Here is a 13,607-nt window from a genome sequence, read left to right on the forward strand (position 1 = left end):
AAAGATGCAAAAGCAAGCTGAGTTGTATCGTGGTAAAGCGAAAACCGTATACAGCACGGAAAACCCGGACCTGTTGGTGCTCGAATTCCGCAATGATACGTCAGCAGGGGATGGCGCGCGCATTGAACAGTTTGATCGCAAAGGCATGGTAAATAACAAATTCAACCATTTCATTATGACCAAACTGGCCGAGGCGGGCATCCCGACCCAGATGGAACGTTTGCTGTCTGATACCGAGTGTCTGGTGAAGAAGCTGGAGATGGTGCCGGTTGAATGTGTGGTGCGCAACCGTGCGGCAGGGTCGCTGGTCAAGCGTCTGGGCGTGGAAGAAGGCATGGAGCTTAACCCGCCGATATTCGATCTGTTCCTGAAAAACGACGCGCTGCACGACCCGATGGTGAATAGTTCCTACTGTGAAACGTTCGGTTGGGTAAGTCAGGAAAATCTGGCGCGTATGAAAGAGCTAACCTACAAAGCCAACGACGTACTGAAAAAACTGTTTGATGACGCGGGTCTTATCCTGGTGGATTTCAAACTGGAGTTTGGCCTGTATAAAGGCGAAGTGGTGCTGGGCGATGAGTTTTCGCCGGACGGTAGCCGCCTGTGGGATAAAGAGACGCTGGACAAAATGGACAAAGACCGCTTCCGCCAGAGCCTGGGCGGTCTGATTGAAGCCTATGAAGCCGTCGCGCATCGCCTGGGCGTGAAATTAGATTAATTCCGCTTCTGACCGGGGGGCAACCGCTCTCCGGTATCATCCTTTCCTCATTCTGATAGCGTTTACCTGTGGTAATCCTGCGCCTGACCGCCTACGATCATCTGTATAACAAAGAGAGAATGAGGTGATTATGCGCTGGCAAGGGCGTCGTGAAAGCAACAATGTAGAGGACAGACGTAATCGGCCAAGCGGCCCCTCGCTGGGTGGCCCAGGCTTTCGTCTTCCGCGCGGAAAAGGCGGCATCATTCTGTTGGTGGTGGTGTTGGTCGCAGGGTACTATGGGGTGGATTTAACCGGTCTGTTGACCGGCCAGCCGGTTTCGCAGCAGCAGTCGACGCGTTCGATAAGCCCCAATGATGATGAAGCGGCAAAATTTACCTCGGTGATTCTGGCGACGACCGAAGATACCTGGGGGCAACTCTTTCAAAAAATGGGGCGCGGCTATCAGCAGCCAAAACTGGTGATGTACCGTGGTATGACGCGCACCGGCTGTGGTGCGGGTCAGTCCGTGATGGGGCCGTTTTACTGCCCGGCGGACGGCACCGTCTATATCGATCTCTCATTTTACGATGATATGAAAAATAAGCTGGGCGCGGACGGTGATTTTGCTCAGGGTTATGTCATCGCCCACGAAGTCGGCCACCACGTACAAAAACTGTTAGGTATTGAGCCGAAAGTACGCCAGTTACAGCAAAATGCGTCGCAAACGGAGGTGAATCGCCTTTCGGTGCGCATGGAGCTACAGGCGGATTGCTTTGCCGGCGTGTGGGGACACAGTATGCAGCAGCAAGGCGTACTGGAGGCGGGCGATCTGGAAGAGGCGCTCAATGCCGCACAGGCTATCGGCGACGATCGCTTACAGCAACAGGGGCAGGGGCGCGTCGTGCCGGATAGTTTTACCCACGGCACCTCAGAACAGCGCTACAGCTGGTTTAAGCGTGGATTTGACAGCGGTGACCCGGCGCAATGTAATACGTTTGGCAAAAACTTTTGATAAACCGGGGCAGGGATGTCTGATATCGATGCGCTACAGGCGTTAACGTCGCAAATGACACAGGAAGGCATTCGCCGTTTACTGGTCATCAGCGGCGATGCGGCGTGGTGCCGGGAGCGGGCCGAGGCGATACGCGCTGCATTGCCCGGTGACTGGCTGTGGGTCGCGCCTGACGCGCCCGCCCAGCCGCGCTGTACGCCACAGGCGTTACAAACGCTGCTGGGCCGTGAATTCCGTCATGCGATATTTGATGCCTGGCAGGGCTTTGACGCCGCAGCGTTTGCCGCCCTGAGCGGGACCTTGCAGGCCGGAAGCTGGCTGCTTCTGCTGATGCCGCCGTACGAGACGTGGGAAAGCAGGCCTGATACCGATTCACTGCGCTGGAGCGACTGCGCGCAGCCTATCCCCACACCGCAGTTTGCACAGCATCTTAAACGGACTCTCTCCCGCGATCCGCAAACGCTGCTTTGGCGACAGCGCCAGCCGTTTTGCTGGCCATCTTATCCTTCCCGTGAATGCTGGCGACCCGCCACCGGCGAGCCGCAGCCGGAGCAGGCGGCTATCTTATCGCGTTTACGTGAAATGCCGCCCGGCGTGGCGACGGTGATTGCCCCCCGTGGGCGCGGCAAATCGGCGCTGGCCGGGCAATTCATCTCCCGGATGGCGGGCACGGCTATCGTGACCGCACCGGCGAAAACGGCAACGGATATCCTGGCAGCGTTTGCCGGTGAGCGGTTCTGCTTTATGGCGCCGGATGCGTTGCTGGCGAGCGGGGCAAGAGCCGACTGGCTGGTAGTTGACGAGGCGGCGGCAATCCCCGCGCCGCTGCTGCTGCAACTGGTTTCGCGCTTTCCCCGCATACTACTCACCACCACCGTTCAGGGCTACGAAGGCACCGGACGCGGTTTTTTACTTAAGTTTTGCGCCCGTTTTCCGCAGCTTCACCGCTTCACGCTTCGTCAGCCTGTCCGCTGGGCGCCAGAATGCCCGCTGGAAAATATCGTCAGCGAGGCGCTGATATTCGACGATGAAGCGTTTGCGCAGGCGCCACATGGTGCGATAGCAATCTCGGCTTTTTACCAGCAGGCCTGGGGGGAGACGCCCGCGTTGCCGAGGGCTGTGTATCAGTTACTGTCGGGGGCGCACTATCGTACTTCGCCGCTGGATCTGCGCCGAATGATGGATGCGCCAGGACAGCATTTCTTGCAGGCCACGGCGAATAACCGTGTGGCGGGCGCCCTCTGGCTGGTCGAAGAGGGCGGGTTATCCGCAGAACTCAGTCAGGCTGTATGGGCCGGTTTCCGGCGTCCGCGTGGAAATCTGGTGGCGCAGTCGCTGGCGGCGCACGGTAGCGACCCTTTAGCCGCGACGCTGGTCGGGCGTCGCGTAAGCCGTATCGCGGTGCACCCCGCCCGCCAGCGCGAAGGCATCGGTCAGCAGTTGATTGCCTGCGCGTGCATGCAGGCGGCGCAGTGTGATTATCTTTCCGTCAGCTTCGGCTATACGCCGGAGCTGTGGCGTTTCTGGCAACGCTGCGGCTTTGTACTGGTACGGATGGGCAACCATCGGGAGGCGAGCAGCGGTTGCTATACGGCGATGGCGTTATTGCCGCTGAGCGACGCGGGAAAACGGCTGGCGCAGCAGGAACACCGACGTTTGCGCCGCGATGCGGATATCCTGACACAGTGGAACGGCGAGGCGATACCGCTGGCGGCGTTAGATGAACAGGCGCTTAATGATGAAGACTGGCGTGAGCTGGTCGGTTTTGCTTTCGCGCACCGCCCGCTACTGACATCGCTAGGTTGCCTGCATCGTTTACTGCAATGCAGCGCATTGCCATTACCGGCGCTGAGAGGGCGGCTGGAGGAAAAAGCCAGCGATGCCGAACTGTGCGCCCGGCTACGCATTTCAGGCCGTAAAGCTCTGCTGGCGTTGCAGCGTGCGCAGGCGGCGCAGGCGCTGATTGCGCTGGATGCCGGACGAACGCAGCGTTTGCGCGACGTAATGCCCGGCGGTGGGGACCATGCCGGATAGCGATACCTGTCCGGCATGTTATCCGGTTACTTTTTCGGCTGATCTTTCTTCGGCCAGTCTTCTTCATCGTCCCACTTATCGTTAAAATCGCGATGCGGGGGCAGCTCAGGTTTGTTGGCAAGGAATTTCTTATGGTCGATGCGTTTGAGATCTTTGATCACATTCAGCAGTACGCCTACCAGAAACACCAATACCAGAATCCACCAATATTTTGCCAGCCAGTCCATGCTTATTTCCTCTTACCGGAACGCTCATCAGGCGACGAGCTGTTCCATAATGCGTTGATACATACGGGCCAGTAGCTGGAGATCGGCGGCATTCACACATTCATTAATTTTATGAATGGTGGCGTTCACCGGCCCCAGTTCTACCACCTGCGCTCCCATACGGGCGATAAAACGTCCGTCGGACGTACCGCCCGTCGTCAGTAATTGCGGTTTAATTTCATTATAGTGCTCAATGGCGTTTACCACCGCGTCCACCAGCTTGCCGCGTGCGGTCAGGAACGGCTGGCCGGAAAGCCACCAGTCTACGGTATAACGTAGCTGATGCTTCTCAAGCAGCGCATGTACCCGCTCTTTGATCATCTCATCGGTCAGTTCCGTGCTGAAACGGAAGTTAAACTGCACGAACAGTTCGCCGGGAATGACATTATTGCTGCCGGTGCCTGCCTGGATATTGGCTACCTGCATACTGGTGGCCGGGAAAAAATCATTGCCCCGATCCCACTCGATAGCGACCAGTTCATTAAGAAAAGGCGCGGCGCGATGAACAGGGTTATCCGCCAGATGCGGATAGGCGACGTGCCCCTGAACGCCATGAATAGTGAGGTTACAGGTGAGGGAACCGCGACGCCCGTTTTTGACGACATCACCCACAATTTCAGTACTGGAAGGTTCGCCGACCAGACAGTAATCCAGCCGCTCGTGACGGGCCATCAGCGCTTCAACCACCTTGACGGTGCCATTTTTTGCGCTGGCTTCCTCATCAGAGGTAATCAAAAACGCGAGGCGGCCCCGGTGATGAGGATGCTGCGCAACAAAACGTTCAGCAGCCACCACCATGGCCGCCAGTGAACCTTTCATATCCGCCGCGCCGCGACCGAACAACATTCCGTCGCGAATCGTAGGCTCAAACGGCGGATTGATCCAGCGATCGACATCGCCAGCCGGTACGACGTCAGTATGCCCGGCGAACGCCAGCGTTTCGCCACGCCCACGCCATGCCCAAAAATTTTGCGTGTCGCCAAAATCCATATGCTCAATGGTAAAACCGATTTTACGCAGGCGTTCAATCATTAATGCCTGACAGCCTGCGTCATCCGGACTCAGGGAGGGGCGACGAATAAGTTGCTGTGTCAGCTCAATAACCGGGCACGACATAGACTACACCTCATCAAAAAACTGCTGATAACGGGATTCACTGAAACCAAGCAGCATAGGCTTCCCGGGCGCGCAGAGCAATGGGCGTTTGATGATTGCCGGCTGTTCAACCATGAGAGCAGCGGCGGAGTCGGCATCGGTAATCCCGCTGCGGTCGCCTTCATCCAGTTTGCGCCATGTTGTGCCGCGCGTATTCAGTAAAGGCTGCCAGCCGAGTTCGGCAATAAAGGTATTAAGAAGAGGGAGGTCTATGCCATCCACACGGTAATCGTGAAAACGATAATCAATGCCATGCTCCTCCAGCCAACGGCGCGCTTTTTTGATCGTGTCGCAATTCTTAATGCCATAGAGGGTAATCATATTGAATCCTTTAACGCGAAATTCGAATAAATAATCAATAGTATCGTCTGCGGGATAATAAGTGTGGCTGTTAATGGTTATTTATCCAGCGCTGATCGGCAATCAATATAACATTGTTGAGTGAATGTGAATAATGATTCCAAAACGTTCCAGATGTGGCTTGTTTATAATTCGCGAGGAAAATCCTATTTTGCGCACATGCAATTGATTGTTTTTTAACCCGATTTGATAAAGTAGTAGAAAAGGTATTAATGTTGCTAAATATTGCAGTAAGTCACATAAAATTTACGGCTACAGCGCCATAGTAATATCATAGACAGCGTAACCAGAGGATATCGCAACAATCGGTTAAATGAACTTCTCTCTATACCGCTAACTACGTAGAATACCCATAATAATAAGAGAGGCTATTATGATTGAACGTGAACTGGGGAACTGGAAAGATTTTATCGAAGTCATGCTTCGTAAATAAATGCCTGGAAGGCACCGCGCTCCCATAGGGGATAAGAAAAGGCGACTCAACGAAAGTCGCCTTTTTTGTGCCCGACACCTCGTATCAGGCTGGCCGGGAGCTTATTCCGGGCGCGGCTTCAGCGGGAAGCGGCGACGTATCAGCACGAAAAACAGGGGTACAAAGAAGATAGCCAGAATGGTTGCTGAGATCATTCCTCCCATCACGCCGGTTCCGACAGCATGTTGGCTACCCGAGCCTGCCCCGGTGCTGGTGGCCATCGGCAATACGCCAAAGATAAACGCCAGCGAAGTCATCAGTATCGGTCGCAGGCGCTGGCGGCTGGCGTACAGCGTGGCGTCTAACAGCGCGTGTCCCTTCTGATTCATTTCGTTGGCGAATTCCACAATCAGAATCGCGTTTTTCGCCGAGAGGCCGATAACGGTCAACAGCCCCACCTGGAAGTAAACATCGTTTTCCAGCCCGCGCATCCAGGTAGCGAGTAGCGCTCCAATGACGCCGAGCGGCACAACCAGCATCACCGAGAAGGGCACCGACCAGCTTTCATACAATGCCGCCAGACACAGGAAGACGACTAATAGCGAAATAGCGTACAGCGCGGGCGCCTGCGCGCCGGAGAGCCGTTCCTGGTAAGACATGGCTGTCCATTCCAGGCCAAAACCGCCCGGTAGCTGATGCACCAACGACTCCATGACATCCATCGCCGTCCCGGTACTGACCCCCGGCGCGGCCTCTCCGACAATTTCTACCGCCGAATAGCCGTTATAGCGTTCCAGACGCGGCGATCCGGTTTCCCAGCGCGAGGTGGCGAAGGCGGAGAAGGGGACCATGCCGCCCTCTTTGTTACGGACATACCAAAGATTAATATCATCCGGCAACATACGATATTTCGCTGCGGCCTGAACATAGACCTTCTTCACGCGGCCCCGGTCCATAAAGTCGTTGACGTAGCTCGATCCCCAGGCTGTTTGCAGGGTGTCGTTGATATCGTCAATCGATACGCCCAGCGCCTGCGCTTTCCGTTGGTCAATATCAATTTGCAGTTGCGGGCTGTCGTCCAGGCCGTTGTGGCGCACGCGGGTCAAGGAACTGTTTTTCCCGGCCAGCTCAATGAGTTGATCTCGTGCGGCCATCAGCGCGTCATGGCCTGCTCCGGCGTGATCCTGTAATTCCATATCAAAACCGGCAGAGCTGCCCAGACCGCTAATTGCCGGCGGGCTGCTGGCGAAGACGCGAGCTTCTTTAATCTGGTTAAACGCTTTTGTCGCCCGCTCAATAATGGCGAACGAGGAGCCGGTGGTGGGATCGCGCGCGTCCCAGTCTTTCAAGCGAACAAACATGCGCGCGACGTTTTGCCCGTTCCCGCCAGGGCCGGAACCGACCGTCGAAAAGACCGACATAATGTTGTCTTTCTCATGGGTGAAATAATAGTTTTCAACCTTTTCAACGACTTTCAGGGTTTGCTGTTGCGTAGAACCGCTCGGTAGCTGGATAGACGTAGTGAACATGCCCCGATCTTCTTGCGGCAGAAAGGAGGTGGGGAGACGCAAAAACAGGAACACCATGCCGCCAAGCAACAGAACATAAATCAGAATCCAGCGCAGGCTGCGATGCAAAATTTTCGCTACGCCTTTCTCATAACGTTCGGCATTACGATTGAAGGTACGGTTAAACCAGCCGAAAAATCCGCGTTGCCCGTGCTGTTCGCCTTTGTGCAACGGTTTTAATAACGTTGCGCACAGCGCTGGCGTCAGAATCATGGCGACCAGCACCGACAGCACCATTGCCGAGACAATGGTGATAGAAAACTGACGATAAATCGCCCCGGTGGTACCGCCAAAGAACGCCATCGGCACGAATACCGCAGACAGCACCATCGCGATACCGACCAGCGCCCCCTGGATTTGTCCCATGGATTTGCGCGTCGCTTCACGCGGCGTGAGTCCTTCTTCGCTCATGATACGTTCGACGTTTTCCACCACCACGATGGCATCGTCGACCAGGAGCCCGATTGCCAGCACCATCGCGAACATGGTTAATGTGTTAATACTGTAGCCAAACGCGTAAAGCACAGAGAAGGTGCCCATTAATACTACCGGCACGGCGATCGTCGGAATCAGCGTGGCGCGAAAGTTTTGCAGGAACAGGTACATCACCAGGAAAACCAGAGCGATAGCCTCCAGCAACGTTTTGACCACATCGATAATCGAGGCTTTGACAAAGGAGGTGGTTTCATACGCGATCTTGTATTCCAGGCCGTGGGGAAAGTACTGCGCCAGCTCGTTGAGGCGATCCAGCACCAGCTTCGCGGTCGCCATTTCATTCGCGCCGGAGGCCAGCTTAACGCCAAGACCGGAAGCCGGATTGCCGTTAAAACGGCTGAGGTAGTCATACTTTTCCGCCCCCAGCTCCACGGTGGCGACATCGCCCAGTTTGACCTCGGAACCGTCCTGATTAACGCGCAGGGTGATATCGCGAAATTGTTGCGGCGTTTGCAGCAATGACTGCGCATTAATGGTGGCGTTCAGCGCCTGCTTGTCGACCGAAGGCGTACCGCCAAGCTGCCCGACGGCGATTTGCGCATTCTGCGACTCAATTGCATCGGTCACGTCTTTCGTGGTCATCTGAAAACTATTCAATTTGGCAGGATCGAGCCAGATACGCATAGAGTACTGTGAACCATAAGCGTCAATATCGCCGACGCCGTTGACGCGGCTGAGCGGGTCCTGAATATTACTGGCGACGTAGTCGGCGATATCCTGCTTGTCCATAGAACCGTCGGTAGAGACGAAAGCGATGGTCAAAATATTGGTATCGCCCGTTTTGCGTACCGTGACGCCTTGATCCTGTACCGCCTGCGGCAGTTTACGCATCGCGGACTGTAACTGGTTTTGCACCTGCTGAACCGCCTCATCAGGATCGGTTCCCGCAATAAAGCTCAGGGTGATGGTCGCCTGTCCGGTTCCGCTGCTTTGTGATGACATGTACATCAGATTATCGAGGCCCGTCATATTCTGCTCAATAACCTGGGTTACGGTATTTTCCAGCGTTTGCGCCGACGCTCCCGGATAATTCGCGGTAATACGTACGTTGGGCGGCGCCAGATCGGGATATTGTTCAACAGGTAAAGAAAAAATGGCTAACGCCCCTGTCAGACACAACAGGATAGCCAGCACCCAGGCAAAAATGGGGCGATCGATAAAAAAATTCGCCATTAAAGGGGAACCTCGTGTTTCTACATATCGTTATAGATTTGAACTGCTTCACTGTAGCGGCAAGCTACGAGCCAAACGTGGAGAAATAAAGGAGATAATGTAAATTATCATGCGCTTTTACAGCATACTTTTTGTGCCAACGCCGGAAAGCCTGACATCTGGCCTTCCGGCGATTTGCCGTTCTTTACGTTAACTGACTCTCTTCCTTGTTGGAGGAGCGAAAACTGATACTGACCAGCGTGCCGCCGCCGGAGGGTTGCGAAAAATTCAGCGTGCCGCCAAGGCGCTCCGCGCGCTCACGCATTATATTCAGACCATAGTGTCCGGCAGGCTCATGCGGTTCGCCGATACCAATGCCATTATCGCGAATATAAACAGTATGATCGCCGTCAGGCGCGGTGACGCAGCTCACGGCGATTTCGCTCGCGTTGGCGTGTTTAATGGCGTTCAGGACCGCTTCACGCACAATTTGCAACAAATGCACCTGCATTTGCGCATCCAGCGCCAGCGTGGGTAAACGGCAATCCAACGTGAGTTTGGCCGGGGTCTGACTCTGTAAATCTTCCAGCATCTCATGCAATGCGGAGGGTAAATCGGCCTGCTGTAACGTCAGACGGAACGTGGTGAGTAGCTCGCGAAGCTGACGGTAGGCGTCGTTCAGCGCTCTGGAAAAATCCGCCATGATACTTTGCGCGCCGGCGTTATCTTCTGGAATGGCGCGCTTCAAAAGCGTTAACTGAATACGTAAATAAGAAAGTACCTGCGCCAGCGAATCGTGTAGCTCACGGGCAATCGTCGCGCGCTCTTCCATTAACAAAAGTTGCTGGAAGTGTTTTTGCGCCTGATTAAAGTACAAACCACGCCCCAGCATCGTGGAGACGCTGTTCAGCAGCGGCGTAGAGGCATTAACGTTGGGGCTTTGCCAGTGGAGTTCGCCATAGACCGTGTCCTGCATCGTCACTGGCAGCATTTGCATCGGCAGGTCGGGGCTTTGCGTGCCTTCGCTAATCCGCCAGTTATCGCCCACGGTTAACTCCAGATACCAGGCGGCGTCATGTTCACGGACAATTTGCAAAATATGGCGAAAACAGTGGACATCGATTTGGCTGGTATTCAGCGCCTGGGAGCACTGGTATAACACCTCCAGGCGGCGGTGCGCTTCGTGCAGATCGTGCGTTTTTTCTTCCACCGAGGCTTCCAGCGAACGATAAAGTTTATGCAGCTCGCTCGACATCTGACTAAACGTTTTCGCCAACAATCCCAGCTCATTGGGTAAGCTGGTATCCAGCGGCAGCGGGGCGAACTGACCATGTTCAATTCGCTGACTGGCGGTGACCAGTTGATTCAGCGGGCGAACGACCTGCTGGCGGATACGCCGTAGGGTAAAAAAGACCAGCGTAAATATGCCGATACCGCCCGCCAGCGATATGGCGACGACCAGCATGACTTTACGCTCGGCGTAATGCTGTAACGCCAGAACGAAGAGATCAATTTGATCGACGTAATTGTTGATATTGGTCTGATACCAGGCAATGTCGCCGTCCTGTAGGCGGCTATTCATCTCCAGCCAGTTGGCGTGCAGGCGCGCGTAGCGAGTTTTCACCGCCTGCGGCACATACCAGGCGTTGAGATTTTGCAGTACCGGCGAGTTGAGCGCGTGCTGGAAAAGTTGACGATGCGCATTAATCTGCGGGCTACGGCTTTGCAGATCGTAACCCAGCCGATAGCTCTGCATTCGTAGCGAACCAGCGATATTGATCGCTTCGGCATCCCGTAAACTGCTGGTCAGCGTCAGTAATGCGCTGCCGGTGGACAGAATAGACAACAGCACAATATAGAAAAAAGCCTTAGCCAGACTGGCTGAGACCGGGCGTTTAACCGTCACGCTGGCACTCCCCGCATTTAGCTGAATCGCAATTGCATTTGCTTTGAAATAAATTGATCTGCCACAGGTTCTGGACAGATAGTTGTGCTTCCTGGGCAGATGAACATTGCCGACCCCGCCTTCGTCAGTTAATAACAATGCTCATATAAAGAATAAGGTTTTTACAACCAAAACAGAAGGATGCCATGAATCGTTTTATTATGGCCAATAGCCAGCAGTGTCTGGGCTGCCATGCCTGCGAGGTCGCCTGCGTAATGGCTCACAATGATGAGCGACATGTCCTGACGTCACAGCGCTATCAGCCCCGAATTACTGTCATTAAACATCAGCACCAGCGCAGCGCGGTCACATGTCACCATTGCGAAGATGCGCCCTGCGCCCGTAGCTGTCCGAACGGCGCGATCGCGCATATTAACGACAGCGTGCAGGTCAATGCGCAGAAGTGCATCGGCTGTAAATCCTGCGTCGTCGCCTGCCCATTCGGCACCATGCAGATGGTATTGACGCCTGTCGCGCCAAACCAGTTCAAAGCCAGCGCGCATAAATGCGATCTGTGTCAGGGACGTGAACAGGGTCCGGCCTGCGTGGAAAATTGCCCGGCGGATGCGCTGCAACTGGTCACCGAAGACTCGTTGACCCGTCTGGCTAAAACGCGACGGCTTCGTACCGCCCGGCAGGAGATTCGCCCCTGGCATACCGTGGATACACAACACAGTGGGACAGCAAGCAGCAAAGTCGAGCGTATGCAGGCGACGCCGCCACGCGGCGAACCGGATAAACTGGCGATTGAAGCGCGTAAAACCACCTTTGAGGAAATTTATCTGCCGTTTCGCGCCGCGCAGGCGGAGCGTGAAGCGGCCCGCTGCCTCACATGCGGGGAACACAGTATCTGCGAATGGACCTGTCCGCTGCATAACCATATTCCCCAGTGGATCGAACTGGTGAAAGCTGGCGATATTGATGCGGCGGTAGAGCTTTCTCACCAGACCAACTGCCTGCCGGAAATTACCGGGCGCGTCTGTCCGCAGGACCGGCTATGCGAAGGCGCGTGTACACTCCGCGATGAGTATGGCGCGGTTACCATCGGCAACATTGAGCGCTATATCTCCGATCGCGCTCTGAGCAAAGGCTGGCGTCCCGACCTGTCGGACGTACAGAAGAGCGATAAGCGCGTGGCGATTATCGGCGCGGGGCCGGCAGGTCTTGCCTGCGCTGACGTGCTGGCGCGCCATGGCGTAAGCGCCACCGTCTACGATCGCCATCCGGAAATCGGCGGTTTGCTCACCTTTGGTATTCCGGCTTTCAAACTGGATAAATCTCTGCTGGCGCGCCGTCGGGAGATCTTCAGCGCGATGGGGATTCGTTTCGAGCTTAACTGCGAAGTAGGGAAAGATATTTCTCTGGAGACGCTGCTGGAGAGTTATGACGCCGTCTTTGTCGGGGTAGGAACCTATCGTTCCATGAAGGCTGATTTACCGAATGAAGACGCGCCGGGGGTATATGATGCGTTACCATTCCTCATCGCCAATACCAAACAGGTGATGGGGCTTCCGGCGTTGCCTGACGAGCCGTTTATTGATACTGCGGGTCTTAACGTGGTTGTGCTGGGCGGCGGTGACACCGCAATGGACTGCGTACGTACGGCGCTGCGTCATGGCGCTGCCAACGTCACCTGCGCTTATCGCCGCGATGAGACCAATATGCCGGGGTCGAAAAAAGAGGTGAAAAACGCGCGGGAAGAGGGCGCGAACTTTGAATTTAACGTTCAGCCGGTTGAGTTGGTGCTGGATACGCACGGGCGCGCCAGCGGTATTCGCTTTTTGCGTACGCGGCTTGGCGAACCGGATGGTCAGGGGCGACGCCGCCCGGTACCTGTACCGGACAGCGAGTTCGTGATGCCGGCGGATGCGGTCATTATGGCGTTTGGTTTTCATCCGCATGGTATGTCGTGGCTGGAATCGCATGGCGTGAAGGTGGATAACTGGGGACGTATTGCCGCCAGCGTCGAGAGCGAGTTTCGTTACCAGACGTCCAACCCGAAAATTTTCGCCGGCGGCGATGCGGTGCGCGGCGCCGATCTGGTGGTGACGGCGATGGCAGAAGGCCGACATGCTGCGCAGGGGATACTCGACTGGTTAGCTAAATAAGCGTATTTGTAGGCCGGTTAAGGCCTGGAACGGTTAAATGATTGAGTGATAAAAAATCTTAAACTTATTGGCTAACCTTACTCCGTTTGCAGAAATGTTGACGCTCGCAGGGCTGGACGCCCTGCGATAAACATTTTTCCGTCGGGTCGACGTTTAACAGGCCTGATGAGGCCAATCTTAGTATTGAAAATAGAGTGTAAATTGAAGGAAGGGACGCTATCAGAATCCCTTCTTAGAGCCTATCCCATTAGGGCTATTTTACTTGCCATTTTGGTCCTGGGTAGTGCTCGCCAAAACGCGTTAGCGTTTTGAACGCCGCTTGCGGCGGCCTGAAGGGCGAGCGTAGCGAGTCAAACCTCACGTACTACGTGTACGCTCCGGTTTTTGCGCGCTGTCCGTG

Annotated in this window: 10 protein-coding genes; 5 read left to right on the forward strand and 5 right to left on the reverse strand. The window is 55.2% G+C overall.

Annotated elements, in window-relative coordinates; translation table 11 throughout:
- The first annotated feature begins 4 nt into the window (after positions 1-4).
- From purC to tmcA, 3 genes are all read left to right on the forward strand, one after another.
- Positions 5-718, forward strand: coding sequence for a phosphoribosylaminoimidazolesuccinocarboxamide synthase (gene purC / locus ABVM99_RS13435; RefSeq protein ID WP_001171630.1), 714 nt, complete (start codon positions 5-7; stop codon positions 716-718).
- Between the two features lie 130 nt (positions 719-848).
- Positions 849-1,712, forward strand: coding sequence for a neutral zinc metallopeptidase (locus ABVM99_RS13440; protein WP_023195312.1), 864 nt, complete (start codon positions 849-851; stop codon positions 1,710-1,712).
- 15 nt (positions 1,713-1,727) lie between these two features.
- On the forward strand, positions 1,728-3,746 hold the full coding sequence (tmcA, locus tag ABVM99_RS13445; protein ID WP_023181773.1) for a tRNA cytosine(34) acetyltransferase TmcA: 2,019 nt from the start codon (positions 1,728-1,730) through the stop codon (positions 3,744-3,746).
- Between the two features lie 26 nt (positions 3,747-3,772).
- Here the strand turns inward: tmcA and ABVM99_RS13450 are convergent, their stop codons facing one another.
- The 3 genes from ABVM99_RS13450 to ABVM99_RS13460 are packed head-to-tail and all read right to left on the reverse strand — an operon-like array spanning position 3,773 to position 5,488.
- On the reverse strand, positions 3,773-3,973 hold the full coding sequence (locus ABVM99_RS13450) for a YpfN family protein (RefSeq protein WP_000383842.1): 201 nt from the start codon (positions 3,971-3,973) through the stop codon (positions 3,773-3,775).
- Positions 3,974-4,000: 27 nt separating this feature from the next.
- The gene (gene dapE / locus ABVM99_RS13455; RefSeq protein ID WP_001277822.1) at positions 4,001-5,128 is read right to left on the reverse strand and encodes a succinyl-diaminopimelate desuccinylase; all 1,128 of its coding nucleotides are present in this window, start codon (positions 5,126-5,128) and stop codon (positions 4,001-4,003) included.
- 3 nt (positions 5,129-5,131) lie between these two features.
- Positions 5,132-5,488, reverse strand: a complete 357-nt coding sequence (locus ABVM99_RS13460; RefSeq protein WP_000631923.1) for an ArsC family reductase — start codon at positions 5,486-5,488, stop codon at positions 5,132-5,134.
- 412 nt (positions 5,489-5,900) lie between these two features.
- Between ABVM99_RS13460 and ypfM the strand changes: the two genes are divergently transcribed.
- Complete coding sequence (ypfM, locus tag ABVM99_RS13465) at positions 5,901-5,960, forward strand: protein YpfM (protein WP_001386977.1); 60 nt, start codon at positions 5,901-5,903, stop codon at positions 5,958-5,960.
- A 101-nt stretch (positions 5,961-6,061) separates the two neighbouring features.
- Here ypfM and acrD read toward each other — a convergent pair whose 3' ends face one another.
- Both acrD and narQ read right to left on the reverse strand, forming a co-directional pair.
- Positions 6,062-9,175 (reverse strand): multidrug efflux RND transporter permease AcrD, encoded by a 3,114-nt coding sequence (acrD, locus tag ABVM99_RS13470; protein WP_001263079.1) that lies wholly within the window; start codon positions 9,173-9,175, stop codon positions 6,062-6,064.
- Positions 9,176-9,359: 184 nt separating this feature from the next.
- On the reverse strand, positions 9,360-11,060 hold the full coding sequence (narQ, locus tag ABVM99_RS13475; protein ID WP_000216814.1) for a nitrate/nitrite two-component system sensor histidine kinase NarQ: 1,701 nt from the start codon (positions 11,058-11,060) through the stop codon (positions 9,360-9,362).
- A 185-nt stretch (positions 11,061-11,245) separates the two neighbouring features.
- Here narQ and aegA point away from each other — a divergent pair, with 185 nt between their 5' ends.
- The gene (gene aegA / locus ABVM99_RS13480; protein WP_001078943.1) at positions 11,246-13,207 is read left to right on the forward strand and encodes a formate-dependent uric acid utilization protein AegA; all 1,962 of its coding nucleotides are present in this window, start codon (positions 11,246-11,248) and stop codon (positions 13,205-13,207) included.
- Positions 13,208-13,607 lie beyond the last annotated feature (400 nt).

Source organism: Salmonella sp. SJTUF15591 (assembly GCF_043356435.1).
GTDB lineage: Bacteria > Pseudomonadota > Gammaproteobacteria > Enterobacterales > Enterobacteriaceae > Salmonella > Salmonella enterica.